21 protein-coding genes and 8 pseudogenes are annotated in these 26,247 nt (G+C 45.7%); 14 read left to right on the top strand and 15 right to left on the bottom strand.

All coding sequences use genetic code 11. From position 1 onward, the window contains the following. The first annotated feature begins 18 nt into the window (after window positions 1–18). From JCM19037_RS27695 to JCM19037_RS18000, 6 genes and pseudogenes are all read left to right on the top strand, one after another. The gene (locus JCM19037_RS27695; RefSeq protein ID WP_238544801.1) at window positions 19–462 is read left to right on the top strand and encodes a M20/M25/M40 family metallo-hydrolase; all 444 of its coding nucleotides are present in this window, start codon (window positions 19–21) and stop codon (window positions 460–462) included. Beyond that, complete coding sequence (locus JCM19037_RS27700; RefSeq protein ID WP_238544802.1) at window positions 420–911, top strand: M20 family metallopeptidase; 492 nt, start codon at window positions 420–422, stop codon at window positions 909–911. The genes JCM19037_RS27695 and JCM19037_RS27700 overlap by 43 nt, the downstream gene beginning before the upstream one ends. A gap of 13 nt (window positions 912–924) precedes the next feature. Then, a pseudogene (locus JCM19037_RS17985) lies at window positions 925–1,685 on the top strand (dimethylarginine dimethylaminohydrolase family protein). 22 nt (window positions 1,686–1,707) lie between these two features. After that, window positions 1,708–2,582: pseudogene (locus tag JCM19037_RS17990) on the top strand (dimethylarginine dimethylaminohydrolase family protein). 12 nt (window positions 2,583–2,594) lie between these two features. Further along, window positions 2,595–4,220, top strand: coding sequence for a M20/M25/M40 family metallo-hydrolase (locus JCM19037_RS17995; protein WP_042403490.1), 1,626 nt, complete (start codon window positions 2,595–2,597; stop codon window positions 4,218–4,220). 15 nt (window positions 4,221–4,235) lie between these two features. Then, window positions 4,236–5,666 (top strand): YfcC family protein, encoded by a 1,431-nt coding sequence (locus JCM19037_RS18000; RefSeq protein WP_081829419.1) that lies wholly within the window; start codon window positions 4,236–4,238, stop codon window positions 5,664–5,666. Between the two features lie 63 nt (window positions 5,667–5,729). Here the strand turns inward: JCM19037_RS18000 and rnr are convergent, their stop codons facing one another. The 5 genes from rnr to secG all read right to left on the bottom strand — a co-directional run bounded on the left by rnr (window position 5,730) and on the right by secG (window position 9,803). Beyond that, entirely contained in the window at window positions 5,730–8,024 is a 2,295-nt protein-coding gene (gene rnr, locus JCM19037_RS18005) for a ribonuclease R (RefSeq protein WP_042403491.1), read from the bottom strand. Between the two features lie 18 nt (window positions 8,025–8,042). Further along, window positions 8,043–8,795 (bottom strand): carboxylesterase, encoded by a 753-nt coding sequence (locus JCM19037_RS18010; protein WP_042403493.1) that lies wholly within the window; start codon window positions 8,793–8,795, stop codon window positions 8,043–8,045. Beyond that, window positions 8,792–9,109, bottom strand: a complete 318-nt coding sequence (locus tag JCM19037_RS18015; protein ID WP_081829420.1) for a carboxylesterase — start codon at window positions 9,107–9,109, stop codon at window positions 8,792–8,794. The genes JCM19037_RS18010 and JCM19037_RS18015 overlap by 4 nt, the downstream gene beginning before the upstream one ends. A gap of 67 nt (window positions 9,110–9,176) precedes the next feature. Continuing rightward, window positions 9,177–9,473 (bottom strand): carboxylesterase, encoded by a 297-nt coding sequence (locus JCM19037_RS18020; RefSeq protein WP_081829421.1) that lies wholly within the window; start codon window positions 9,471–9,473, stop codon window positions 9,177–9,179. 99 nt (window positions 9,474–9,572) lie between these two features. Further along, window positions 9,573–9,803, bottom strand: a complete 231-nt coding sequence (secG, locus tag JCM19037_RS18025) for a preprotein translocase subunit SecG (RefSeq protein WP_042403522.1) — start codon at window positions 9,801–9,803, stop codon at window positions 9,573–9,575. A gap of 324 nt (window positions 9,804–10,127) precedes the next feature. Here secG and JCM19037_RS27705 point away from each other — a divergent pair. Beyond that, window positions 10,128–11,370, top strand: a pseudogene (locus JCM19037_RS27705) (transposase); the annotation flags it as partial. A gap of 371 nt (window positions 11,371–11,741) precedes the next feature. Here JCM19037_RS27705 and JCM19037_RS18035 read toward each other — a convergent pair. Beyond that, a complete protein-coding gene (locus JCM19037_RS18035; RefSeq protein ID WP_042403497.1) occupies window positions 11,742–12,218 on the bottom strand; it encodes a hypothetical protein in 477 nt (158 codons plus the stop codon). A gap of 166 nt (window positions 12,219–12,384) precedes the next feature. On the opposite strand from JCM19037_RS18035, the pseudogene JCM19037_RS24625 reads away from it, so the two are divergent. Then, window positions 12,385–13,636, top strand: a pseudogene (locus tag JCM19037_RS24625) (transposase); the annotation flags it as partial. Window positions 13,637–13,833: 197 nt separating this feature from the next. Here the strand turns inward: JCM19037_RS24625 and eno are convergent. The 6 genes and pseudogenes from eno to JCM19037_RS18070 form a co-directional block, all read right to left on the bottom strand. Beyond that, window positions 13,834–15,113, bottom strand: a pseudogene (gene eno / locus JCM19037_RS18045) (phosphopyruvate hydratase). 22 nt (window positions 15,114–15,135) lie between these two features. Next, window positions 15,136–16,654: pseudogene (gpmI, locus tag JCM19037_RS18050) on the bottom strand (2,3-bisphosphoglycerate-independent phosphoglycerate mutase). Beyond that, window positions 16,651–17,408 (bottom strand): annotated as a pseudogene (tpiA, locus tag JCM19037_RS18055) (triose-phosphate isomerase). The pseudogenes gpmI and tpiA overlap by 4 nt, the downstream one beginning before the upstream one ends. A gap of 12 nt (window positions 17,409–17,420) precedes the next feature. After that, the gene (gene pgk, locus JCM19037_RS18060; RefSeq protein WP_042403499.1) at window positions 17,421–18,602 is read right to left on the bottom strand and encodes a phosphoglycerate kinase; all 1,182 of its coding nucleotides are present in this window, start codon (window positions 18,600–18,602) and stop codon (window positions 17,421–17,423) included. Between the two features lie 75 nt (window positions 18,603–18,677). Further along, window positions 18,678–19,685, bottom strand: coding sequence for a type I glyceraldehyde-3-phosphate dehydrogenase (gene gap / locus JCM19037_RS18065; protein WP_042403502.1), 1,008 nt, complete (start codon window positions 19,683–19,685; stop codon window positions 18,678–18,680). Then, window positions 19,686–20,720, bottom strand: a complete 1,035-nt coding sequence (locus tag JCM19037_RS18070; protein WP_042403524.1) for a sugar-binding transcriptional regulator — start codon at window positions 20,718–20,720, stop codon at window positions 19,686–19,688. 201 nt (window positions 20,721–20,921) lie between these two features. On the opposite strand from JCM19037_RS18070, the pseudogene JCM19037_RS18075 reads away from it, so the two are divergent. The 3 genes and pseudogenes from JCM19037_RS18075 (at window position 20,922) to JCM19037_RS18085 (ending at window position 22,284) form a co-directional block, all read left to right on the top strand. Next, window positions 20,922–21,250 (top strand): annotated as a pseudogene (locus tag JCM19037_RS18075) (PadR family transcriptional regulator). Next, the gene (locus JCM19037_RS18080; RefSeq protein ID WP_042403507.1) at window positions 21,247–21,666 is read left to right on the top strand and encodes a permease prefix domain 1-containing protein; all 420 of its coding nucleotides are present in this window, start codon (window positions 21,247–21,249) and stop codon (window positions 21,664–21,666) included. The pseudogene JCM19037_RS18075 and the gene JCM19037_RS18080 overlap by 4 nt, the downstream one beginning before the upstream one ends. A 3-nt stretch (window positions 21,667–21,669) precedes the next feature. Beyond that, window positions 21,670–22,284 (top strand): hypothetical protein, encoded by a 615-nt coding sequence (locus tag JCM19037_RS18085; protein WP_052364038.1) that lies wholly within the window; start codon window positions 21,670–21,672, stop codon window positions 22,282–22,284. On the opposite strand, the gene JCM19037_RS18090 is transcribed toward JCM19037_RS18085, so the two are convergent. Further along, on the bottom strand, window positions 22,257–22,856 hold the full coding sequence (locus JCM19037_RS18090; RefSeq protein ID WP_042403509.1) for a TetR/AcrR family transcriptional regulator: 600 nt from the start codon (window positions 22,854–22,856) through the stop codon (window positions 22,257–22,259). The two genes, JCM19037_RS18085 and JCM19037_RS18090, sit on opposite strands and share 28 nt — an antisense overlap. Before the next feature lie 83 nt (window positions 22,857–22,939). Here JCM19037_RS18090 and JCM19037_RS18095 point away from each other — a divergent pair, with 83 nt between their 5' ends. Next, entirely contained in the window at window positions 22,940–23,257 is a 318-nt protein-coding gene (locus JCM19037_RS18095) for a hypothetical protein (RefSeq protein ID WP_042403511.1), read from the top strand. Further along, window positions 23,224–23,400: a hypothetical protein gene (locus JCM19037_RS26010; RefSeq protein WP_193744804.1), complete on the top strand. Its 177-nt coding sequence runs from the start codon at window positions 23,224–23,226 to the stop codon at window positions 23,398–23,400. The genes JCM19037_RS18095 and JCM19037_RS26010 overlap by 34 nt, the downstream gene beginning before the upstream one ends. Window positions 23,401–23,402: 2 nt before the next feature. Here JCM19037_RS26010 and JCM19037_RS18100 read toward each other — a convergent pair whose 3' ends face one another. After that, complete coding sequence (locus tag JCM19037_RS18100; protein WP_042403513.1) at window positions 23,403–23,780, bottom strand: hypothetical protein; 378 nt, start codon at window positions 23,778–23,780, stop codon at window positions 23,403–23,405. 47 nt (window positions 23,781–23,827) lie between these two features. Further along, window positions 23,828–25,171: an RNA polymerase factor sigma-54 gene (gene rpoN / locus JCM19037_RS18105; RefSeq protein ID WP_042403515.1), complete on the bottom strand. Its 1,344-nt coding sequence runs from the start codon at window positions 25,169–25,171 to the stop codon at window positions 23,828–23,830. A 207-nt stretch (window positions 25,172–25,378) separates the two neighbouring features. Here rpoN and clpP point away from each other — a divergent pair, with 207 nt between their 5' ends. Further along, window positions 25,379–25,975 (top strand): ATP-dependent Clp endopeptidase proteolytic subunit ClpP, encoded by a 597-nt coding sequence (gene clpP / locus JCM19037_RS18110; RefSeq protein WP_042403517.1) that lies wholly within the window; start codon window positions 25,379–25,381, stop codon window positions 25,973–25,975. Window positions 25,976–26,247 lie beyond the last annotated feature (272 nt).

Genomic DNA, 26,247 nt, shown 5'->3' on the forward strand with positions numbered 1-26,247 from the left:
GAGGGAGAGAAGAGCTATATGTCGACCGTTGAGGGTGTTTCGCACATGTGCGGTCACGATGGCCATACAGCCGTCTTGCTCGCCGCGGCGAAATGGTTGTCAGAAAACCGTGATCGTGTGTGTCACAACCTCCTCTTCATTTTTCAATCTTCGGAAGAGGATTTACCGAGCGGTGCCCGAATTCTCGTTGAACAAGGCGTTATGGAGGGGGTTGACGCCGTCTTTGGCCTTCATCTGTACCAGCCGTTAGAAAAAGGAAAAATCGGCATTGCTCATGGCCCGCTCATGTCGACTGCCGACGATTTTACGATTACGATACACGGAAAAGGCGGACACGGCTCAATGCCTCACGAAGCGGTAGACCCTACTTATATCGCAAGCCATGTGATTCAGGCGTTACAAGCATACCTAGTCGACAAATGGACCCCCAGGAACCGTCCGTCATTTCCATTGGCCATTTAGCCGCAGGGCAAGCGTACAATGTGATTCCATCCACAGTTACGATTGGCGGGACGTTTCGAACATTTTCCGAAGACACACGCACGCGTGTCGCAGATCGAATGAAAACCGTTGTCGAAGGCATCTGTACGTCTTTTGATGGGACAAGTACGGTTCAGATTGGATGGGGCGCACCGGCTGTAGTGAATGATTCCGGGATGACCGATGAATTGGAGAAGATCCTCGGGGAGACATTTTCCAAAGAGCGAATCACAGAAATGACACCGATGATGGGTAGCGAAGATTTCTCTCACTATCTTGAAGTCGCGAAAGGATCCTACTTTCTCATCGGAATGGGCGGAGAGAAGAGCGCCTACGGTCACCATCATCCGAAATTCGACATTGATGAGAGGGTAATGAAAGACGCCATTGAATCTTTCATACAAATTGTTCTGCGATTTAATCAATCCTAAGGGGGACACGAGTATGTTCAAACAAGCCATTGCTAAACGAATCGGAAAGAGCTTTGTGGGAGGTTTAACAACATCAGACTTAGGAGTGCCTGACTATACAACCGCTGAAGATCAACATGCTGCTTATATCCGTGCCTTAAAAACGTGTGGGGTTGAGGTGACACTCCTTGAAGCTAGTGAATCGTTCCCAGATTCCACATTTGTAGAAGACACCGCAGTAATCACAAAAGCTTGCATCGTCATTACCAACCCAGGAGCACCAAGCCGAAACGGAGAAACAAGTCACATTGAACGTGTTCTCAAACAAGAAGACCGACCATTAGAACATATCCAAGCGCCTGGCCGTCTTGACGGTGGAGATGTTCTTCAAGTGGACAACCACTTCTATGTTGGGTTGTCTGAACGAACTGATCGGACAGGCGCCGAGCAACTCTTAACAATCCTCGGCAAGTACGGCTATAACGGGACCATTATTCCATTGGACGTTTTCTTTCACCTAAAAACAGGCATTAGTTATCTCGGCGAAGGGAACATCCTCGTTGCTGGTGAGTTCATTAACAACGCTCATTTCTCCCATTTGAACCAAATTACAGTTCCAGACGAGGAACACTATGCAGCGAACTGCATCCGCGTGAATGATTACGTCATCCTGCCTAAAGGTTATCGTAAGACGAAAGAAAAAATAGAACATGCAGGCTATGAAACGATCGAGGTGGAGATGAGTGAGTTCCGTAAGCAAGATGCGGTCTCAGCTGCCTTTCGCTTCGCTATTAGTTAAAGAAAGGAGGCCTAAACTATGCAAACAGGTGCTCAATCGATGGTTAATCCCATCAAACATATTTTGCTGAAACGTCCAGAACAAGCCTTTCGCAACCAAACGCACATTGACAGAGAATGGCAAGCATACAACTACACAGCAGCGCCGAACTACCAAAAAGCATCGGAAGAATATGAAGCTTTTGAGCAGTTAATTCGAAAACACGTTCCACACGTCCATCTTCTGCCTGAAAGCGAACATACCGGCTTGGATTCGATCTACACACACGACGCTGTCAAGTTTACTCACCTCGGTGCCCTTCTTCTATCCCCTGGCAAGACAGCTCGTGCCAAGGAACCCGAAGCCATTCAACGGTTTTTAGAGCAGAAGAAGATTCCCATCCTCGGTTCTCTCACTGGAAGTGCCCGAGCAGAGGGCGGTGATATCGTCTGGTTGGACGAACAAACTGTGGCGATTGGCCGAGGGTACCGGACGAATCAAGAAGGTATTGCCCAGTTGCAAACGTTACTCCAAGACATCGTTCGTGAGATCATCATCGTTGACCTTCCTCACGCTGATGGTGCCGATGAATGCTTACACTTAATGTCAATCATCAGCATGGTTGACCACGACCTGGCTGTTGTCTACTCCCGCTACATGACCGTCACGTTTAGGAAGTGGCTTGTTGAAAAAGGCATTACCCTGATCGAGGTAGACGATGAAGAATACGAGACATTAGGTCTAACCTATTGGCGATTGCACCTCGAAAATGTGTGATTCTTGCTGGGAATTCACGGACGAAAGCGAAACTTGAAGCAGCAGGGGCAACGGTCATAGAATACAGCGGTGCCGAGATTTCCTACAAAGGAACTGGAGGTCCGACGTGCCTGACATGTCCGATATTACGAGTGTAGAAGGAGAAGTTTATGACTGTTCAACATTACGGGACACCTGAACAACGAAGAAAATTACTTACCGACCTCGTCGCCATTCCAAGCATCTCAGAAAGCGAGGGGGAAACACATTTCCCCGACGCGGTCTACAGCCTACTCTCTCAATGGGAGTATTTCAAAACAAACCCTTCCCACCTGCACCACGGTGCCAGAACCGGAGATGAGGCATTTCTATCTGCGCATTACAAACACACATCAGCAACAGAGACGATTGTTTTAATTAGTCACTTTGATGTTGTCGGTGTTGAGGAATACGGGGAGTATGAATCGTTGGCTTTCCGTGTAGATGAACTAACCGAAGCATTTGTACGCGACGCTGAACAGTTCCACCCATCGGTGCAAAAAGACATTCAGTCTGGGGAATATTTGTTTGGACGTGGCACGATGGATATGAAAGCCGGCCTGACCATTCACATAAGTATCCTGGAAAAAGCGATTATCAATCGTTGGCCGATCAACATCGTTCTTCTCACCGTCCCGGATGAGGAAGTAAATTCTACAGGGATGCGCGCAGCTGTCGGCTACTTGAACCGTATTAAAGAGGAGTATAATTTCTCCTATACGTTGTTCCTAAACTCAGAACCTGTGTTTACGCAAAAACCCGATGATGACAATTATTATATCTACTCTGGGTCGATTGGTAAGATTATGCCAGGTCTATTATTTTATGGGAAAGAAACCCATGTCGGGGAGCCATTAGCCGGTATATCTTCAAACTATATGGCTTCTTTTTTAATGAATCACTTGGAATTAAACCAGCGGTTACGAGAAACGGTCTTCGAGGAGAAAACACCATTGCCCGTTTCTCTCTATCAGAAAGATTTAAAGCAAGAGTATTCCGTAAAAACACCGTATCGTTCCGCTGCATTATTCAATGTATTCTTATTTAAGCGCTCAGCCAATGAGGTGTTTGACATCTTTCAGCAAGAAGTGCATACAGCCACAGAACGGCTCAATGATGCGTACCGCACATTATGTAACGACGAAGGCGTGCAAGGGGTAGGAAACGTTCAAGTGCTTGATTACGAACAACTGGAATCCTATGCAATACAGCGTCATGGCGAGACGAAAGTAGCCGAGTGGAAAAAAGAAATTCATACTCGTACCGACCTTGACGATCGAGAAAAGTCAATCTTGACTGCGGATAAGCTCGCGAGGCATTGCAATGACTTAAGTCCAGCAATTATTTCATTCTTCGCCCCGCCTTACTATCCAGCCGTGTCATCAAAAAGAACGGTGCAATTCGACGCCTGGATTGATTTCATCAAAACTGAATCCCAACGCGCTCATCAATTGCCTGTAAAGAATATTCAATATTTCAACGGGATCTCTGATTTGAGTTATGTTGCCTACCGAGACGCGGGCGGCGATGGCTGGCGAGCGTATGAAGCGAACACTCCTGTGTTTGGAACGAGTTATACCATTCCTTTTCACGGAATGAGCCAGCTTCAAGGTCCGGTACTTAATATCGGCCCCCGAGGAAAAGATGCACACAAAAAAACAGAACGTCTTCATGCGCACAGTGCGTTCGTTGAAGTTCCCTTCATCATTGAGCGCCTCATAGAAAAAGTGATTGAATGCAACGCGTATAACCATTAGGAGGATAAACCAAGCATGAGCAGCCCTCAAACGAATCATGACCCAGAACAGATACAGCCAACCATGTACAGTCGAACAAAAGGCGTTAATCCATTTGTTCTTCTCTTTTCGATTATCATTATTTTTTCGGTCTTGAGCTACATTGTTCCTGCGGGTCAATATGAGCGAACAGAGCAAGACGGCAGAACTGTTATTGACCCGAACTCTTTTCAATTTATTGAATCGACGCCTGTCGGACTGCTGGACATCTTTAATAGCATTCATCTTGGGATGATCGAAGGGGCTCCTATTATCTTTTTCGTCCTCGTCTTCGGAGGGGCACTCGGGATTCTTAACGGTACAGGTGCCATCAATGCGTTTATTCAATACGTACCGATAAAATTTAAAAATAAAGAACTGCTGTTAATCCCAATTATGACCCTCGTCTTCGCCTTGCTTGGAGCGATGATCGGGTCTGCGGAAGACGCGCTCGTCTATATTGCAATTATTACCCCGCTCGTGCTTGCGCTTGGTTTTGACAAACTGACGGCATTTGCCATTGTGTTTGTCGGCATGTCAATGGGGTTTACCGCGGGCATCACGAATCCGTTTAACGTTGGCGTGGCGCAAACCGTCGCAGAACTTCCGACATTTTCAGGGATGGGGTTAAGGATCATTTTGTTCATTGCTTTATATGGTGCAACGGTAAGCTACATATACCTACACGTGATGCGTATAAAGAAAAACCCTAGCCTTGGGGTGTTTGGTAACGAGGCAGAACGCGCAATCGCCGGGAAAGGCACGACCGTTGAAAAGCTAACCGTGCCACATAAAGCGATTTTATCTCTGTTACTCGTTACATTTATAATTATGATTTATGGTGTGATCAGCTTAGGCTGGTTTATCACAGAAATCGCAAGCATCTTCCTCATGCTAAGTATTATCGCGTCCATAATCGTGCGCAAACGGCCCAACGAGATTGCTGATCATTTTGTTAGTGGGTGTGCTGATATGATTAAAGGAGCGCTTATTATCGGTATTGCTTACGGTGTACTCGTCATCCTAGAAGAAGGCAACCTTATTGATACGATCTTGTACTATAGTGCCAACATGCTGGAAGGGTTACCCCCGCTGCTTAGCACAATCGGTTTTTTTGCCGTCCAGTCGATGATTAATTTCTTTGTACCTTCAGGCAGTGGTCAAGCGGCACTTACAATGCCTCTAATGACGCCTTTAGCCGACATGATTGGTGTCACTCGCCAAACTGCAGTACTCGCCTTTCAGCTCGGTGACGGTGTTTCAAAAGTCATCTTCCCAACCTCTGCCACACTCATGGCTGGTCTGGCCATTGCCGGTATACCATACGGGCGATATGTCCGTTGGGTGCTCCCACTCGTTCTGATTAACGCAACAATCGGCTGCATCTTTTTAATTGTTGCTCAAATAATCGGTTACGGACCTTATTAATAAAGAAGCTTGTCCCCTCCATTCACAAAAAAAGGCCGTCCACTCACGGACGGTCCTTTCTGCTTATTTTTTCTTTTTCTTTCGATTAGAGCGGAAGCCTTTGTTTTTCGGGTTCTTTTGGCCTTTTCCGCCTTTGCCCTTTGTGTTGTTTCCACGTTTGCCGCCAGGGCGGTCCCCACGCTCACCTTGGATGACTTTCGGTGCAGTACGCGCGCGTTGCTTGCGCTTTGGCATCCCGACGATTTCAAAATCAATCGTCGTCTCGTCCATATTCACTTCCAACACGCTCACATCGACTTGATCACCGATGCGGTACATATTGCCCGTACGCTCACCAATGAGTGCGTATTGCCGCTCATCGTAATGATAATAATCGTCGGTCAGGTGACTAATGTGCACCATCCCTTCAATCGTATTATCCAGACGGATAAACAATCCGAAGTTCGCCGCTCCGCTTACAAAACCAGTGAATTCTTCACCAATCTTGTCACGCATATATTCCGCTTTTTTCAGATCATCAACGTCACGTTCCGCATCAACCGCTCGTCGCTCCATTTCTGATGAGTGCGTCGCGATCTCTGGCAATTTCCCTTGCCAATGATTGGTCGTCTTCTTGCCCGTCTGCCCGTTCACAAGATACGTACGAATTAAACGGTGCACAATCAAGTCTGGGTAACGGCGAATCGGGGACGTGAAGTGTGTGTAGAAATCAGCCGCAAGTCCGAAGTGACCGACATTCGTCGGGTCGTACTTCGCTTGTTGCATCGAACGGAGCAACACTGTACTAATGACGGTTTCCTCCGCTTCCCCTTTCACCGTCTCCAATACTTCCTGAAGCGCACGGGGATGAATCGCATCGCCACGACCTTTCATCACATATCCAAAACTCGTAATGAACTCCAAAAACTTCTGAAGCTTTTCATCGTCTGGATCCTCGTGAATTCGGTAGATAAACGGCAACTTCAACCAGTGGAAATGTTCAGCGACCGTTTCGTTGGCACAAAGCATAAACTCCTCGATCAACTTCTCGCCCACCGACCGTTCAATTACCGCCACATCCGTCGGACGCCCTTCTTCATCCATTTGCACTTTTGCTTCTTTAAAGTCAAAGTCAATCGCACCGCGTTTAAATCTTTTCTTACGTAAGATGGCAGCGAGCTTCTCCATCCGTTCGAAGAGGGGGACGAGGCTTTCGTACTTCGCCCGTGTCTCTTCGTTTCGATCAGCGAGAATCTCGTTCACAGCGGTGTATGTCATCCGTTCATTCGTGCGAATAACACTCTCAAAAATCTCATGATTCACGACGTCGCCACTCGGAGTGATCTCCATCTCGCACGTGAGTGTTAGACGATCGACTTGTGGGTTCAACGAGCAAATCCCATTCGATAGACGATGGGGAATCATCGGTATCACACGGTCAACAAGATAAGAACTCGTTGCACGGTCTGCAGCCTCGACATCAATCGGAGACCCTTCCGTCACATAGTGACTCACGTCAGCGATGTGCACGCCGAGCTTATAATTTCCGTTGTCCAATTCTTCAACCGTCACCGCATCGTCTAAGTCTTTCGCATCGGCACCGTCAATCGTCACAATCGTTTCTTCACGCAAGTCACGTCGTCTTTTTACTTCATTTGGATCAATCGTGTCAGCCGTGTTTGCTGCTTGCTCCGTAACTTCTTCAGGAAATTCTCCAGGCAGGCCGTGTTTAAAGATGATCGATAAAATGTCGGTTCCTGGGTCATTTTTATGGCCTAGAATACGTACAATCTCACCTTCTGCACCTTGTCTTCCCTCCGGATACTTCGTCAGTTCGACGACAACTTTGTGGCCTTCTGCGGCACCGTGATTTCTTCCTTCTGGAATAAATACGTCGCCTTGCATATGCTTATCGTCCGGTTTCACAAAGCCATACCGTTCATAATCAAGATATGTGCCGACGACCGTCGATACCCCACGCTCAAGAATACGTACGACCGTACCTTCCGCGCGGTCTCCTTTATTGCCACCCGTGCGAGAAGAAACCCGCACGAATACGATGTCTTGATGCATCGCTCCAGCAAGATCGCCAGGAGCTACATACACATCTTCTTCGTCTTCGTTCTCAGGAATAATAAACGCAAACCCTTTGGCGTGAGCTTGTACACGACCTTTGAGTAGATTCATTTTTTCGGGTAATCCGTAGCGATTATTGCGCGTACGGATAAGTGCGCCTTCATCCTCAAGTTCGTTCAGCGTTTTTACGAGCTGTTTTTGCTCATCGGCACTCTCTCCGTGACCGAGCGCCTCTTGCAATTCTTTTACATTTAGTGGTTTATTCGCTTCATCGCGAATAAACGTGAGTACTTGTTCTCTCAATGTTTTCTCTCCTTTCTCTTAAGATGACCATTCTAGTGAATCTAAAAACGCAACGATCTCTTCATGTAAACGTTCTTTCTCTTCCCACAGTGTAATGACGTGTGGGGCATTTTCGTAAAGTACTCGATCTCGATGTTTCGAGCCGACTTCTTCGTAAATCACATCCGCGTTCTCAGGTGGAACGAGGTCATCTTGTCCGGCTTGTATCACTTTTATTGGTTGTTTAATGTTTGCGAGCCGGTCGCGCACATCAAAGATCAGTTCATCAATCGACGCCAATGTATCAAGAGGCATCGTTTCAAATTCATCCATTTCTTCTTCAATCGTCTCTTCATCTTTCTTTTCAAACTGTTTGTATTGCTTAGCATAATCAACAACGCCCTGGTAGAGCCTGTCGTTCATGCCTTGTTGCATGACAGGTGCACACATCGGCACGATGCCATTTACATCAAAAGTATAGCCGACTTTCAAACTGAGCAAACCGCCAAGGGACAGTCCACAAACCGCAATCGTAGTAAACCCTCGGTCAACGAGATGCTGATACCCCTCTTCAACAGCCGCCCACCAGTCGTGCCAATCCGTTTGCATCAATTGTTCTGGTGGCACGCCGTGCCCTGGGAATACAGGAGCATGACTCGTATACCCTTGCTTTTGTAAATACCTTCCGAGCATGCGTACATCATTTGAAGAGCCCGTAAACCCATGGAGCAAAAGAACGGCTCGGTTGCTTTCTCCTTCAAACGTAAACGGTTTTGGAGCTTTAATTTTCATGTTGTCTCGTTTCCTTTCAAGAAATGCTCGATATCTCGTATAACTTGAAGCTTTTCCACATCTTGAAACACAAAATGGTTGGACTGTTCATACATGTACAGTCGTTTATGCTTTGATCCGATATTATCATATAAATAGGCCGCACTCTTCTCCGGGACGAGAATGTCTTTCTCTCCTTGGGCAATCAAGACAGGGGCGGTCACTTCTCGAACGTACGGCCTTACGGTTCGCACGGTTTTCATAAATTCAAATACCGAACGTATTGATGTTTCCTTTGCTTTATCATTAACGAGCGCCATCCACGGGTCGTTCATCCTTCCCGCATGGAGGTTCGGACATTTTCAATGATTTGTGGACGATTTACGTAATAAGCCGCAGCATTCACAAGCACCAGTTTCTTGATCGGATATTTCGCCGCCAAATAACAGGCCAACATTCCACCATTGAAAAGCCGATCACATACAGTTCATCCACATGTTTGAGCATTTCGTTCGCGGCGCGATCTGCGGTATATATCCAAGTCGATCCTTCTCCGTTTTTCAGCTCATCGTCTTCACCGTGACCTGGAAGGACCGGTGTATAGACGAGCCATCCCTTTTTCCTTCTTAACCGTTCAGCAATTGGTTCGACTTCAGCGGGGGAGCCTGTGAAGCCGTGTAAGCATAAACATCCGATCATCGTGATGCGCCTCCGTTCTTACCTGACGATCGTAGAATTCCCGTTCTTTCGGTGATTAAAACAAAAAAACAGCAGGGAGCGTGTGACCCCCTACTGCCTTTAGATGAAATACGCTAATAAAACGGTAATTACAAAGAATAAAATCGCCAGTACGACGGTGGATTTCGATAAGAATGCTTCGATTCCCCGCGCCTTTTGTTTCCCCATTAGTTGCTCTGCCCCACCGGAAATCGCTCCCGATAGTCCAGCACTACGTCCTGATTGAAGTAGTACAACAGTAATCAATGCAATTGCGTTAATAATTAACAATATCGTTAAAACAGTAGTGATCATCACGTTCGCACCTCCATAAAAACGGCAGTCTATCTCATACACAGAAGAAATGCCGTTCATTTCTTCTGTAACCCGTAAATGTCCTTATCTTATAATAGCATACTTCTCATGAGAAGATCAACGGGACGAGCCCGGGTAGCAAAGCGCCCGTCGTATGCGCCGTCGTTTTTGCGATCATTCTAAACACGTCGTTCGCAAAAGCTGATACATTTAGCGAATAGTGATCATTGGATGGAGCAACTATATGCCGACCGACCAATATATTTCGGAATGTATATATTGTGAACTTTACATTTTCCTGATTTGGGCTATTGATCGTTTATTGACCCGATTCGTCGAATCGGGTCAAAGAAATCCCGTGAGAATCCCCCTTTGAAGCTAAACTACCCGGCCATGATTCATGTGCTCTTCGTTTGAATTCTTGAGCTAATTCCGACGATCAAAGATTTGATTCGTCGTTCGCGTAACGACGTGAAGTTCCAACTTGATTGTGGGTTCCCCCTCTCGAATGCCGTCCCCTCGGAAGCTTCGTTTTCACGTTTGGTCACGAAAATCTAAGACGCGGAGGTGATGGCGTTCATTCAAGCCGATGTGCTCGTTCAAGCGTTTGCAGAAGGTTTCATTACCGATGACACCGTCGCCAGACATCTAAAAGCACGCTACCTAGCGCCCGTTAAGAAAGGGAAAACCGAAAAAATGAAGGAACTCGCTAAAAAGCTCGGCCGTAAGCCCAAAGCCGAGCAGGAAGCTTGGCGTCAAGAACAGGCAAAAAAAGAAGCGGCACTTACGCTCTAAGATAAAAAAATTAAAGACCAGTTGGATACCTCTGTTGATCTCTTACGGGCGAAAGTGCCGATGGACCCCAAGTGGGGCATTAAGAAAAACAGCGAAGGTAAAAATTTGTTTTGGCTTGGCTATAAAGGGCACCTTGCCGCCGGGACCCAAAGTCAATACATCCTGCAACCGTGTTCTCTTCGGGGAACTTGAATGATGGAAAAGCAGCGATTGCCTTACTCAAGGGTTTGAAAAAGCAACTGCCAGACCTTGATGTAACGTATTATACAGTGGATACAGGTTGTGATGCTCCAGCCATTTATCAACAGGTCCATCAACAAGAATCTCGACCGTAATCGCCAATAAAAAGCGAAATGAAGCGGAGGCCATCGAGTTTGACAAGCATTTCGCACCGACATGCGTTCGGGAACATTCGTATCGCTACGACAGCTATGACCCTCAATATGAAACCCTCAAGTATACGCGTCCGAAAGAATGCGCCTCGTGTCCGCTTGCCAGGGATTCCTTATGTCAAAATGTGTACAAAGTGAATATTACGCAAAACTTACGTAGATACAATGCGCCCGCACGAGGCTCTAAAGCGTGGAAAACCATCTACAATCGCCGAACGGCTGTCGAACGCGCGATTGGGTACCTCAAAGAGTTCTTTCAACTGAACAATATTCGTTATAGAACGGGAAAACGAGCGAAGGTGCACCTCGACCTCGTTCACCTGCTTTATGATGGTGCAAAACCCGCTTGTGATCGACTCACGGAGCGTCTTCGTTAGAAACAAACGAGTCGGTTAGCAATTTTAAAAATGCCATGAATGTACATAGGGTATCTCTAAGCTTTTTTAAGAAAAGGGGCTTTGAAATTGATTCATTTGATTTCGAATAATCAATTGTGTTATGTTAATCAGAAATCAATAATTACAAAATTAGGTGAAAACTATGTCTAAAAGAATAAAGAACTATTTGGAAGTTCTTATAGGTTTAATTATATTGTCACTAGTAATCGTATTTGTTGATGCTTTACCAACCACAGATAGTTTTATAGTTCTAGGATTAGTAACTGTTGTCGCTATATTGCTCTACGAGATTACATCGTTGGTAAAAGAAAGAACTTAACCGGTAGCACTAGCTACCGGTTATTCTAATATTAAGAAGGGCTTACACTTACAGCTGAAGGTGCATACCAATAATCTTGACCTCTGTTTCCTCTTTCATATTCGATTGTTACTTCAAAGGAGCTTGCGGTTGAGCTATTCAACGCAGATTGAATATCTCTTGAACCTAAATCATTATTAATTACTAATGTTGACAAGACTCCTGACGCACCACCAGATGGTATGCTTATCCCTATTCTAGTTACTGGGTGCAAAACTAATGTTGAAGCAACACCAAATTGGAATGAACTTGCTATATCTTGATCTCGTTCAAGATCTTGTATATCTTCCATAAAATCAACTAAGTCGGATCTTAATACAGTTGCTGAGGTTGTAAAGCTTGGGCCTATCTCTCGATGCTCACTACCCGTTACAGGTATTATTGTACTGATACTAGCTGAAGCTACGGTGGATACAAAAAGAAAAACTGCCATCATTGATGAAATGGATACAATTAACTTTTTCTTCAAGATAAAAACTCCCTTTCAAATATTTGGTATATTCAATTTGTACCCGGTGATAGAGAAAGTTTAAACCTAGAATTTATCTAAAATTAGTTTCATTTCTAATATTAGAGTAAATTCATAACTACCAGCCCTTGTCTCCTAAGGGTTTCGCACCACGAAAAAAGGAGTACCTCCCCATCGCTTTGAAGAGGTATTTTGGCGATCAATATTGATCTCATCCTTCGAGGTGTGTAGCAAAAATCCCGGGAGGGTACGCGTTTGCAGCTCAACTATCCGGCCATGATTCATGTGCTCCTCGTTTGAACTCTTGAGCTAATTCCGACGATCAAAGATTTGATTCGTCGTTTGCTTAACGACGTGAAGTTCCAACTTGATTGTGGGTTCTCCCTCTCGGATGCCGTCCCCTCGGAAGCTTCGTTTTCACGTTTGGTCACAAAAATCTAAGACGCGGAGGTGATGGCGTTCATTCAAGCCGATGTGCTCGCTCAAGCGTTTACGGAAGGTTTCGTTCCCAATGACTCCGGCGCCACACTTCTAAAAGCAGGCGACCTAGCGCCCGTTAAGAAAGGGAAAACCGAAAAAATGAAAGAACTCGCTAAAAAACTCGGCCGTAAGCCCAAAGCCGAGCAGGAAGCTTGGTCTCAAGAACAGGCAGAAAAAGAAGCAGCACTTTCGCTCTACGATAAGAAAATTGAAGACCAGTTGGACACTTCTGTTGATCTCTTACGGGCGAAGGTGCCGATGGACCCCAAGTGGGGCATTAAGAAAAACAGTGAATGCAAGAATTTGTTTTGGTTTGGCTATAAAGGGCACCTTGCCGTCTGTACCCAAAATCAGTAAAGCCTCCATGAGTTGTTTTCTTCAGGGAACTTGAATGATGGAAAAGCAGCCATTGCCTTACTCAAGGGTGTGAAAAAGTAATTACCAGACCTTGGTATTACGCATTATACGAAGGGTATGGTGTCCCCAGCCACCTATGAAAAGTAGATCAAGAAAAATCTCGTTCAGTCATGGACTATAACATACGAAACGAATTCGTTTTCATAGGGTTTGACAAACATTTCGCTCCGACATGCTTTCGGGAACATTCGTATCGCTACGACAGCTATGACCCTCAATATGGAACCCTCAAGTATACGCGTCCGAAAGAATATATGACATGTCCGTTTGAGGTGATTCTTTATGTCAAGAAATGTACAAGGTGAGGGTCAGGCAAAGCTTACGTCGATAGGGTCAAAAGTTTATAACCGTCTACAATCGCTGATCCACTGTTGAATGCGTGATTGACTACAGCAAAACGAGCGAAGGTGCACTTCGACTTCGTTCACTTGCTCTACAATGGTGCAAAACTTGCATATGATCTCCTAACGGTAAGTATGGACGAACAACAAGCTGATATTTCTCAAAGCAAACATATTTAGATTGGGCTTATCTGTGCTTTCTTAAGAGAAAGACTTATGAAGTTGACTCATATAGCTATTGGGAAGAAATCTTTCACAACATTGATCGATTCGCCTTGTTTTGCTTCCAATGGTTGGACTTCCACTTCCAAACAGACGTATTTGGAATGATCATGAAAAAAGACGCCCAAACCAACCGGGCGTCTTCGTTTATTCACTTATCTAAGGTTATAGAACGTCTCTTTGCCTGGGTATTGCCCACGACCACCGAGCTGGTCATGAATACGAAGCAATTGGTTGTACTTCGCTACTCTATCCGTTCGGGACGGGGCACCGGTCTTGATTTGTCCGGCGTTTACAGCAACTGCCAAGTCAGCAATCGTTGCATCTTCGGTTTCTCCAGAGCGGTGAGAAATGACAGCCGTATAACCGGCACGCTTCGCCATTTCAATCGCATCGAACGTTTCAGTGAGCGTTCCAATTTGATTCACTTTAATTAAGATCGAATTTCCGATGCCTTTCTCGATGCCTTCTCCGAGTTTCTCTGTGTTCGTTACGAACAAGTCGTCACCGACGAGTTGAACACGGTCACCAATTCGCTCAGTGAGCTTCTTCCAACCGGTCCAATCATTCTCATCGAGGCCATCTTCAATAGAGATGATCGGATACTTGTTCACGAGATCTTCGTAGAAATCAATCATCTCATCGGCAGTTTTTACAACCCCTTCGCCTTTTAGGTTGTACTTGCCATCATCATACATTTCGGAGGCTGCTGCGTCCATGGCGAGCATCACGTCTTCACCTGGCTTGTAGCCGGCTCTTTCAATTGCTCCATAATTGTACTTAGGGCTTGCTCATTAGAATCGAGGTCGGGCGCAAACCCGCCTTCATCACCAACAGCTGTATTTAAGCCTTTTTCTTTCAACACTTTCTTCAACGTATGGAAGATCTCTGTTCCGATCATCATTGCTGAACGGAAGTCATCGGCTCCGACAGGCATAACCATGAATTCTTGCAAGTCGACGCTGTTATCGGCATGCTCCCCACCATTTAGAATGTTCATCATTGGGACAGGTAATGTTTTCGCATTGATGCCGCCAAGGTATTCATATAGCTCAACCCCTTGATCGTGAGCGGCTGCATACGCGCAAGCGATTGATACGCCAAGAATCGCATTCGCCCCGAGGTTTCCTTTGTTCGGTGTACCGTCAAGCTCGATGAGAAGTTGATCAATGCCGAGTTGGTCAGAAACGTCTACCCCGACGAGTTGCGGTGCGATCGTTTCGTTAATGTTTTCGACTGCTTTGAGCACTCCTTTACCCATATAGCGCGAACCGCCGTCACGCAGCTCTACTGCTTCGTGCTCACCCGTGGAAGCGCCACTTGGCACTAGGGCGCGACCGAGTGTACCGTCTTCTGTAACAACCTCAACTTCGACCGTTGGGTTTCCTCTTGAATCCAATACTTCTCGTGCTAGAATATCTGCAATCATTGACATGTATACTTCGTCCTTTCGACAGCTATTTAATTAGGCTTTTGCCCGTCATTTCTTTCGGTTGTTTCACATCTAATAATCCGAGCATCGTCGGAGCGAGATCGGCTAAAATGCCATCTGTTCTTAAGTGTACCGTTTCGTCTGTGACAATGACAGGCACAGGGTTTGTCGTGTGCGCAGTCATCGCATCGCCGGCTTCTGAAGTGACCTCATCGGCATTCCCGTGATCAGCGGTAACGATCAACTTTCCGCCTTTCGCAAATACGGCTTCCGCAATGCGTCCAAGTTGTTTATCCACCGTTTCAACCGCTTGAATCGTTGGCTCTAACATACCGGAATGGCCAACCATATCTGGGTTTGCAAAGTTTAAGATAATCGCATCGTGCTGGTCACCTGTGATCGTGTCTAGTAGTGCATCTGTCACTTTGACCGCGCTCATCTCCGGCTGAAGATCGTACGTCGCTACTTTTGGAGAATCGATGAGGATTCGTTCTTCACCTGGAAATACATTATTTTGGCCACCGTTCAAGAAAAACGTCACGTGGGGGTATTTTTCGGTTTCAGCGATTCTTAGTTGTCTTAATCCCGCTTCTGACAATACTTCACCTAACGTGTTTACAGGCCTCGTTGGCGGGAAGGCAATCTCTGCTTTTATACTCGTATCATATTGCGTCATCGTTGCATAAAAGAGATTCAAAGGATGCCTGTCCCCACGTTCAAAGTCGGTAAACCTTTCATCGGTCATCGTTTTCGATAATTGGATCATTCGGTCAGGACGATAGTTGAAACTAATGATGGCGTCTCCCGTCTGAATGCTTTGTGCAGCTGGTAGAATGGTCGGCTCGATAAATTCATCATAGACGCCCTTCTCATACGACTCACGAATTGCAGCAATCGGATCTTCGGCAACGACACCTTCACCGTCAACTAAAGCTCGGTACGATTTCTCGACCCGCTCCCAACGGTTGTCTCGATCCATAGCAAAGTAGCGCCCGTGCATCGTTGCTAGCTTGCCGACACCGATCTTTGCCATGTTTTCTTGTAACGCCTCAATATACGTCTTCGCCGATTGTTGACCGACGTCTCGACCGTCTAAAAACGCGTGCACGTACACATCATAAAAATCATGGCGCTTTGCGTGCTGGAGCAATGCGTACAGATGATTCTGATGGCTATGAACTCCGCCATCCGATAGTAAACCATACAAATGAAGGCCGATTTGTTCCGCTTTGCATGTTCGATCGCTTCAGCAAACACCGCATTCTCAAAAAACGTTCCAGCGGCAATGCCTTTGTTAATTAACGATAAGTTTGATGAATGACCCGGCCCGCACCGATGTTCATATGGCCGACTTCGGAGTTGCCCATCTGTCCTTTCGGTAACCCAACATCTTCACCTGATGCCGACAATGTCGCGTGTGGGTATTTCTCCCAAAGTTGATCAAAATGAGGCGTATTTGCTTGCGCTACGGCATTTCCTAACGTCTCCTCTCGCATTGCGAATCCGTCAAGGATAATGAGCGCGACCGGTTTCTTGTGCCTCATTTAGCGGTTTCCTCAATGAGAGAAAGATAAGAATCCACATCTAAGCTCGCTCCGCCTACGAGCGCACCGTCAATGTCTTCTTCTGCCATATAACTGCGAATGTTCTCCGGCTTGACACTTCCACCGTATTGAATGCGAATCGATTCTGCCGTCTCCGGACCATACGTGTCAAAGAGAAAGCGGCGAATGGTTCCGCACATCGCTCCGGCATCTTCTGGTGAAGATGATTTGCCCGTTCCGATTGCCATACGGGTTCATACGCAATGACAATGTCTGCCGCTCTGCCAGCTTCAATGCCATCGAGCGCATCTTCTAATTGCTTTCTTACAACCGACTCTGCTCGTCCAGCTTCACGTTCTTCCAATTGCTCGCCTACACACAAAATCGGCGTAATTCCGTGGTTTAATGCCGTTTTCACTTTCAAGTTGATCCGCTCATCGGTATCGTTATAATACTCACGACGCTCAGAATGACCAATGATGGCAAGTTTTACACCGACCGAAGTAAGTGCACTTGCGCTAATTTCTCCGGTAAATGCACCTTTTTCTTCTTCATGTACATTTTGGGCACCGATTTGAAGATTCGTACCGACCGCTCGCTCTTTCATATCTTTCAAAGAGACCGCCTGGCCACAAACAGCATAATCAACCGATTCAATCGACGGAACACGCTCGACGACTTGGTCTACAAACTTGAGTGCTTCTTCATCCGTCAGATTCATTTTCCAATTCCCAGCAATAAATGGCTTTCTCATTTTGATCACCTCTTATTTATCTTGCAACGCCGTTACACCTGGTAGCGTTTTGCCTTCCATAAATTCTAATGAAGCGCCTCCACCAGTCGACACATGACTCATCGCTCGTTCAACGCCAAACTTGTGAACCGCTGCTGCAGAGTCTCCGCCACCAATGATCGTGTACGTATCACTGCCTGCCATTGCCGCAGCAACACCTTTTGTACCATCGGCATACGGATCCATTTCAAACACGCCCATCGGCCCGTTCCAAACGACAAGTTTGGACTCACGAATGGCTTTTGCAAACGTTTGAACCGTCTCTGGACCAATATCTAGCGCTTGCCAGTCGTCAGGGATTTCACTGATTGGGACAATCTTCTTGTCTGCTTCTGCACTGAATTCAGCCGCGACTTTCACGTCGGTTGGTAGAAGCAGTTCTACGCCATTGTCTTCAGCTTTTTTCATGAATGATTTGGCGGTTTCAATCTTGTCTTCTTCTAAGAGAGACTGGCCAACACCATGACCTTGCGCGCGCACGAATGTGTATGCAAGACCTCCGCCGAGAATGAGGGTGTCTACTTTGTCGAGCAAATGATCAATCACGTCAATTTTATCTTTCACTTTCGCACCACCGATAATCGCCACAAATGGACGGCTCGGATTTTCAAGTGCCTTCCCTAGAACTTCTAACTCTTTTTCAAGGAGTAATCCGGCAGCCGATGGTAAATGATGGGCAATCCCTTCTGTTGAAGCGTGCGCCCGGTGAGCCGCACCAAATGCATCATTCACATACACATCAGCAAGTTCAGCAAAAGCTTTCGCCAGCTCCGCATCATTCTTCTCTTCACCCGGCTCAAAGCGTACATTCTCAATGAGTAATACTTCACCTTCAGAGAGCGCTGACGCTGCCTCTTTCACCGATTCACCGACGACGTGATCGACCTTTTGTACACCGCCACCTACGAGTTCATTCAAACGCTCTGCAACGGGGTTCATTCTTAAACCTTCCACCACTTCACCTTTCGGGCGACCGAGGTGGCTTGCCAAAATAATCTTTGCTCCAGCTTTTTGAAGCGCTTCAATCGTAGGCAATGCAGCCCGAATTCTCGTGTCATCCGTAACGGTTGTCCCATCCATTGGGACATTAAAATCTACACGGCAAAACACGGTTTTTCCTTGCAGATCATGATCACTTATTGTTTTTTTGTTCATTGGGTATGGCCTCCTTCAAACGAGAAATAAGGGAGCAAACGCATCCGTTTCTCCCTTTTCCCTTTACCTGTATTATTATAACCCAATCTTGGCCATATGAGCGACAAGATCAATCACACGATTGGAATACCCGTATTCATTGTCATACCACGAAATAACCTTCACCATATTGCCTTCCATCACCATCGTAGACTGTGCATCAACGGTTGAAGAAAGCGTACTGCCGTTATAGTCACTGGATACAAGCTCTTCTTCACTGTAACCAAGAATACCTTTAAGTTCTCCTTCGGAGAGTTCTTTTAGTGCTGCATTCACTTGTTCTTCCGTCACATCTTCATTCAATTCTGCAACGAGATCGACGAGAGAAACATTCGGCGTCGGCACACGCATCGCCGCTCCGTTAAGTTTCCCTTCAAGTTCAGGTAGCACGAGCGCTACAGCTTTCGCAGCTCCCGTTGATGTCGGAATAATGTTCTCCGCTGCTGCACGAGCACGGCGATAGTCTTTGTGTGGCAAATCAAGGATTTGCTGATCGTTCGTATACGAGTGGACCGTGTTCATGATCCCGCGACGAATGCCGAACTTATCGTGAAGTGCTTTTGCTAAAGGAGCGAGACAGTTTGTTGTACACGACGCATTAGAAACGACATAGTGTTCTTCTGGATTGTACGTTTCATGATTCACCCCAAGTACAAACGTCGCGTCAACATCTTTTCCTGGTGCCGAAATTACGACACGCTTTGCGCCACCTTCGATATGCTTATTCGCATCTTCTTTCGACGTAAAGCGTCCTGTTGATTCCACAACAACATCTACACCATACTTGTCCCAACCGATTTGAGCAGGATCTTTTTCAGAAGAAATGGCAATGGATTTACCGCCTACAACGAGGCTGTCTCCGTCCACTTCTACTTCTGATGCGAATGTTCCGTGTACGGTGTCGTACTTTAAGAGATGGCGAAGCATATCGGCATCCGTGAGATCGTTAACGGCCACCACTTCTACATCAGGATTATTGAGTGAAGCTCTGAAAACCAAACGTCCAATACGACCAAATCCGTTAATTCCAATTTTCGTTGTCATCTATAATTCCTCCTCTAATGTTTGCAGTACAGCTTTCGCTGCACCTTCATCGGTAATAAGCAAATCACTTGGCCGGTGTGTCATATAGGAAGCAATTGCTCTCGCCTTTGACTGACCGCCGGCAATCGTTATGACCTGTTGGTCTTTATTCAAATCTTGAAGTTGTAGACCGATGGTTCGTTCTTTATGAACAATCTGTCCTTCTTGATCAAAGTAATACCCAAAAGCTTCAGATTGTGCATGTTGCTCAGCGAGACCGGTGAGCTTACCCGGATCTGCACTTCTTCTCGTTGCCATCGTCATGGCATCTCCTACACTATGAATAACCATTCGTGGCGAACGAATTAACTGTAGCAACTCTCGTATACCCGGTTCTTCAATGAGTGAATCATAAGCGGTCTCACTAAGTTGGTCAGGCACGTGCAACAAACGGTAGTTCGCTTCTGCTTGCTTTGCAAGCTCCGCACTAATCGTGTTCGCTTGAAGCTCAACATTTTCACCTAACCCACCTCGTGCAGGAACAAATGTGACACCTTTCAAACGTTCATGCGGATACACTGAAGCCGCTAACGTCGCAAGCGTTGTTCCTCCAGCGACTGCAACAACATCCCCATCACGTAACGTGTGGATCATCTCTTCCACACATGCACGGCTCATCTCTTTTTTCACCCAAGATTGCTGATCGCTATCTCCAGAAGTGACAATCACTCGACGCACGTTCAACGCTCGCTCAAGTTGTTCTTGCAACGCCGCTCGACCCGTTAACGCCTGAATGCTTGGCTCTAAAGCATGCAATAAAGAATTCCCTTCTTCTGTCAAACGCATACCTGAAGACTCCACATTGAGAAGCCGTTGCTCCTTGAGCAAATCCACTTCTCGTCTTAAGATTCGTTCAGATACGTTCATCTCAGCACCGAGCGCTCTTCGACCGACAGGTTGGCTAATTTGGATGAATCGCAGCAAATCATACCGGTGAACGAGTGACTCAATCACGTCAGGTTGAAGCTTTTGTTGCCATTCTAGCATCGTTAACATATTCATATTGTTTCACTCTTCCTTATCGGGATCGATTATGTCCCGCGTTGACATTTTCGTTCCCGCTAAGTCGATAATTATATTATAACGGACCTCGCCCGTTTTTACAAATGATTCTGTTTTAAAATATTACTTTGACAGACAGAGTAATTTTGCGTATGATTACTCTATCAGATAGAGGACATGAAAGGAGTGTTATGCATGGTACGAAGCGATCTACTGCGGGGACACCTCGACAGCATTATTCTGACCTTGATCGCTGAGCATGACCGATACGGGTATGAGATCTCCAAAGAAATTCGCACACGCACGTCAGAACGTTTCGTAATAAAAGAAGCGACACTCTATGCAGCATTTCAACGTCTTGAAAAAAAGAACTGATTGAATCTTACTTAGGGACAGAATCTCATGGAGGAAAACGAAAGTATTATCGAATTACCCCACTAGGGAAAGCCTATCGAACAGAAATGCAAAAGGAATGGGTTGAAATGAAAGAAATTGTGGATCAATTCATGGAGGGATCGAGATGAACCGTATTCGAGCACACGTCGAGTCATTGTTTCGTGATATTCACCACTCAGAGGAAAAAGAAGTTCTGATTGAGGAAATTACGGAGAATTTGACTGAAAAAGTGCACGATCTTGTGCAAACAGGTAAATCGAGGGAGGACGCCATTAATAAAGCGATTGTCGAGTTCGGTGACGCTGAAGAGTTAAAAGAGGACTTGCGGATGAAACATCCTGAGTCTAAAGAGACGTCAAGAAAGCACCGAGCAAAGTTAAACTTATACTTTTCATTATGGGGAAGTGCGTTAATCATTTTGCTTTTCATCTTTATCAATTTCTATTACACACCGAACACGATTTGGTTCATCTTTCCGACGTTCGCCATTCTTTGGTGGCCACTAGCCATGACGTTTGTGTATAAACGAACAGGAGAGGAGTAACCGATGCGACGCTCTGAATGGCTTCCAGTCATGTTAGCGACGGCAATCATTGCTTGCGTGGCCGTCGCTTTGGACCTGCTTCTCTCGCCTTCACTCACTTGGTCACCGTTCTTGTTGTTGCTACTACTTCTTTGGCCACTTAGCCACTTGCCATATCGCACGTATAGCATCACCGGTAGTGCGCTCATATTCATTACTTTAGCGTTAATTAACAGCATCGAAACCCCACACTATGCATGGGTTCTGTATGCGCTCCCGATATTTGTATGGCCGATTTCCGCTTGGTTTCCACGTACATTTAAAACATCACTCATGGCTTGGGTCTGTTTCTTCATCATTTCACTCTACTACATCGGGCTCAACATCGGGTGGGAGGACCGCTTTCCGTGGGCAATCTTTCCCGTATTTGCTTTACTCTGGTGGCCAATGACCGTTCAGTTCGTTCGGCGTCCGGTCTTGTACGCATTCGTCATGTCAGGTTTATTAGCTCTCTTCTTTATCGTAGTGAACCTCGTCACGTCACCTCAAGAGCTGTGGGCAGTTTATCCCATCTTCGTGTTCATATGGTGGCCGCTTTCGATGTATTATTTCTACGGTCGGCAGATTCTGTCCAAATAGGACCGAATCTGTTTTTTTACGTGGTCCTCATCGTAACTTTCAGGGAAAATAATCGTATGAAATACAATACCATTCATAAAAATCGTCAAGTTTTCCAATTCAGACTGCTTAGACTCGCCATCCGCGAGACAGTGACCCGCTTCTAGCATGTTCAAAGCGTCCTCGACAAACCGGTAGCACATCGCTACATATCGGTCCTTCATTTCCTTATACTCCCGTTGCTTTTCAGAAACGAGTACGAATTTTACCCACACATTATTTTCGATTCGTTGCTCTTCGTTTTCAATTTGCACGTACTGGGTAAGCATGCTTACAGCATTCTCAATCGTCGTATTCCCTTCCAATACAACATTGTTAATCCGCTCAGCCGTTCTTTCGTACAGCATTTGAATTGTGAACGAAAACAAGTCCTCTTGCTTCGGAAAGTAATATTGAACAGAACCGAGAGAATACCCGACTTCACGTGCAATCTCCCTTAGCGTCGTTTTTTCAACTCCTGTTTTGTCAATCATACGAATACATGCTTCAGCAATTATTTTCTTACGTTCATAGTGGTCTACTACTTTCGGCACAACAAATCCATCCTCTTGATTTTATTAATACAAATGTATTAAAATAAACATTATAAGTCAAATGACCAAAAAAGGCGGTTCTTATGTCAACCTTGCTTGAATATATTATCGTTTTTGCCTTAAGTACCCTTCCATTTTCGGAATTTATCATTTCAATCCCAACAGGCATTATCATCTTTAATCTAAACCCTATTATCGCAACAGCGGTTGCCATTGCTGGCAACCTATTAAGTGTTGTCGTGTTTGTTTTTCTCGGAAGCCAAATCCGGCTGTTCATCAACCGATTTAAGAACCCTGACCGCCCACCTAAAAAACGAAATCCGAAGTTCAAGAAATTCTACGACCGTTACGGCGTGGCTGGTCTTTCGTGGCTAGGATCCACCTCCTTAGCAGCCAATTAACTGCAACAGCCATTGTATCCTTTGAAGACTCAAAAGCAGCTGCAACGTATTACGTAAGCGTTGCTGTCATTACACTCTCCATTGTCGTCGCTGTTCTTTCGGTTGTAGCTGATGAATGGCTCGCATCGATGCTCAATCTGTAAGCTTATTTTTCAGTTTGCTCGTTTAACCGTTTAACCCGGCGCCATTGGAAAACGAGGTCAATGACAGACACAAAAACGATGAGCCAAAAGATTTCATTTTCTGGTGAAATGCCCATTTGTGATTGGCCGCCAATCACATCGAGGAAGAAAATAAGGCCTACAACGTATACCGTTAACACAAGTTGCGTCTTAAATCGGTATAACGGATCACTCGTGTCAATCGCTTTAACTTTGAACATGATAAAATAGATAACAATAATTGCGATGAACCAAATCACAATGGAAACGCCGCCGATGATCGGGATCTCTGGAAAGGAATCTCCGACTAGCATAAGTGTAAATACGATGAGTATAAGTGTGTGCATGAGTATGTTTTTCATGTTGCGAGACTCCTTTTCCGCGCAAAAGTCGGTGCAAGCACCGACCTTTACGCAAATCGCTTTCTTTTTGATGATGCGGGAATCTTTAGCTCGTCGCGATATTTCGCTACTGCGCGTCTAGAAACTTTCACACCTTGTTCTGTATGAAACCGGTCCGTAATCTTTTGGTCGGATAATGGCTTCATTTTATCTTCTTCATTAATCCATTGTCTAATCGCTTGCTTAAGAACTGTTGAAGACGTTTCATCGCCACCAGTGTTTGCCAATCCTTTACTAAAGAATGCCTTTAACTCGAAGCACCCTTTCGGTGTTTGCATGTACTTGGCTGTTGTTGTCCTTGACACTGTCGATTCATGCACGTCCGCTCGTTCCGCAACGTCGCGAAGCGTCATCGGCTTTAAGTTACCTGAAGAAAGAAACTCCTGCTGGAAATCAACAATTGCCTCTGTCACAAGTCGAACCGTCTGCTGACGTTGATCAATGCTTTTTAAAAGCCAAACGAGTTGCTTATACTTCTGATGGGCGTATTCCACCGCTTCTTGATCAGATTGATTTTTCTTTTCGAGGAGGTTACGGTACTGCTTGTTCATCCGAATGCGAGGCAACGACTCATCATTAAGCTGAACGGCCCACCTTCCGTCTTGCCACTCCACATATACGTCGGGTGAGATAAACTTCGGGCTCTCTCCACCTACCCCTTGGGCTGGCCAAGGCTTAAGGCTTGAAATGCAGTCTTGAACGCTTTGCAGCTCTTGTAGCGTCACGCCAAGTTCTTCACTTAACCGCTTCCATTTCTTTTCAGCAAACGTTTGCAAATGATGCTCGACGATTACTTCAGCTAGCGCATGCTCTTCAGGAAGTGATTGCAGTTGCAAAAGCAACGATTCCGCAAGTGATCTTGCGCCAATACCTACAGGTTCAAACCCTTGCAAGATGTAGAGAGCATTCGCATAATCTGTCTCACTCATTCCAACTTCTGAAGCGCCGTTCCAATCTCCGATTCGTAAATATCCTTGTTCATCTACATTGTATATCAAGTATGTTACCTGATCGTATACTTGTGTGGACACATCTTGATGCTGAAGCTGATCAAACAACATCGTCGTGAGTTCTTCACCACTTGCTTTAATTTGTTCAAGATAAGAATCTCTTTCTCTCATTTCGCCACCACCGTCTTCCCGGTCTTGCCACATGACGGGTGCATCGTAAGCGATTGGCTCGTCTCGTTTGGAGTCAATTACTTCGAGTAGTGGGTTCTCTAATGCCTGTTCCTCAATGTATTCTGACAATTCGAGCGATGAGTACTGCAACAGCGAGATGGCTTGGCGAAGTTGCTGCGTCATGACAAGTTTCATTGTCTGTTGTTGAAACAATCCCATCTCCAAGTTCACTACACGCCGCCCCCTCTAATAAAATATGTCTAAATAATGAACGTTACAATTATTATACGCTACATTAAGAAATCACGCTAGATGCGTTTGAATCACACGCATTTCGGAAATCATATAAGAGTGCATGTGTTGAATCGGACATTTTCATTTGACCTTTATTGACCAATGCGGTAAGATATATGCAGATATTCCAAGGGAGGTTTGATGATGAACTTAATTCCTACAGTTATTGAACAAACAAATCGCGGAGAGCGTGCGTATGATATTTATTCGCGCTTGTTGAAAGACCGCATTATTATGCTTGGGTCTGGCGTTGATGATAACGTAGCAAACTCAATCGTTGCGCAAATGCTTTTCCTACAAGCTGAGGACCCAGATAAAGACATCTCTTTATACATTAACAGTCCCGGCGGCTCAATTACTGCCGGTATGGCCATTTACGATACAATGCAATACATTACGCCGAAGGTATCCACAATTTGCATCGGTATGGCTGCTTCAATGGGTGCATTCTTGCTTGCTGCTGGAGAAAAAGGCCAACGCTTTGCACTGCCAAACAGTGAAATCATGATTCACCAACCACTCGGTGGTACACAAGGTCAAGCTTCTGATATCGAGATTCATGCTCGTCGCATTATTGAAATGCGTGAAAAGCTCAACACCATTCTTTCTGAGCGTACAGGTCAACCTCTTGAAGTCATTCAAAAAGATACCGATCGTGATAACTTCATGACAGCAGACGCTGCAAAAGACTACGGTCTTGTCGATCAAATCTTTGAAAAGAACGGCCAACCAGGTAAATAAAGCATTCTCACGCACGGCACGCGCCGTGCGTGTTTTTTTATGAGAGCGAATTTCATAAAGAAGCAAAGTGTAGGCCTCATAAAACAGACACGTTGCACATGAGTTTGGGGGCGCCACACGCAACTTAGCCCCTCTGCACGGAACAGAACGGCGCGAGGCTCTATTTTTGTGTCGGACAGAACCTTGTACGGAACAGAATTGCGCAGGGCTCTATTTTTGTGCCGGACAGAACCCTTGTACGGAACAGAATTGCGCAGGGCTCTATTTTTGTG

This window comes from Geomicrobium sp. JCM 19037, assembly GCF_000698105.1.
GTDB lineage: Bacteria > Bacillota > Bacilli > Bacillales > Marinococcaceae > Geomicrobium_A.

What these genes read in the sequence shown, in the direction of transcription:
- gap (WP_042403502.1), bottom strand. Translation starts at nt 19,685, where the DNA reads ATGACAACGAAAATTGGAATTAACGGATTTGGTCGTATTGGACGTTTG.
- JCM19037_RS18070 (WP_042403524.1), bottom strand. Translation starts at nt 20,720, where the DNA reads ATGTTAACGATGCTAGAATGGCAACAAAAGCTTCAACCTGACGTGATT.
- JCM19037_RS18010 (WP_042403493.1), bottom strand. Translation starts at nt 8,795, where the DNA reads ATGAAAATTAAAGCTCCAAAACCGTTTACGTTTGAAGGAGAAAGCAAC.
- JCM19037_RS17995 (WP_042403490.1), top strand. Translation starts at nt 2,595, where the DNA reads ATGACTGTTCAACATTACGGGACACCTGAACAACGAAGAAAATTACTT.
- JCM19037_RS27695 (WP_238544801.1), top strand. Translation starts at nt 19, where the DNA reads ATGTCGACCGTTGAGGGTGTTTCGCACATGTGCGGTCACGATGGCCAT.
- JCM19037_RS18000 (WP_081829419.1), top strand. Translation starts at nt 4,236, where the DNA reads ATGAGCAGCCCTCAAACGAATCATGACCCAGAACAGATACAGCCAACC.
- JCM19037_RS18080 (WP_042403507.1), top strand. Translation starts at nt 21,247, where the DNA reads ATGAACCGTATTCGAGCACACGTCGAGTCATTGTTTCGTGATATTCAC.
- JCM19037_RS18085 (WP_052364038.1), top strand. Translation starts at nt 21,670, where the DNA reads ATGCGACGCTCTGAATGGCTTCCAGTCATGTTAGCGACGGCAATCATT.
- JCM19037_RS18095 (WP_042403511.1), top strand. Translation starts at nt 22,940, where the DNA reads ATGTCAACCTTGCTTGAATATATTATCGTTTTTGCCTTAAGTACCCTT.
- JCM19037_RS18015 (WP_081829420.1), bottom strand. Translation starts at nt 9,109, where the DNA reads ATGAACGACCCGTGGATGGCGCTCGTTAATGATAAAGCAAAGGAAACA.
- JCM19037_RS18020 (WP_081829421.1), bottom strand. Translation starts at nt 9,473, where the DNA reads ATGATCGGATGTTTATGCTTACACGGCTTCACAGGCTCCCCCGCTGAA.
- pgk (WP_042403499.1), bottom strand. Translation starts at nt 18,602, where the DNA reads ATGAACAAAAAAACAATAAGTGATCATGATCTGCAAGGAAAAACCGTG.
- JCM19037_RS27700 (WP_238544802.1), top strand. Translation starts at nt 420, where the DNA reads ATGGACCCCCAGGAACCGTCCGTCATTTCCATTGGCCATTTAGCCGCA.
- JCM19037_RS18100 (WP_042403513.1), bottom strand. Translation starts at nt 23,780, where the DNA reads ATGAAAAACATACTCATGCACACACTTATACTCATCGTATTTACACTT.
- clpP (WP_042403517.1), top strand. Translation starts at nt 25,379, where the DNA reads ATGAACTTAATTCCTACAGTTATTGAACAAACAAATCGCGGAGAGCGT.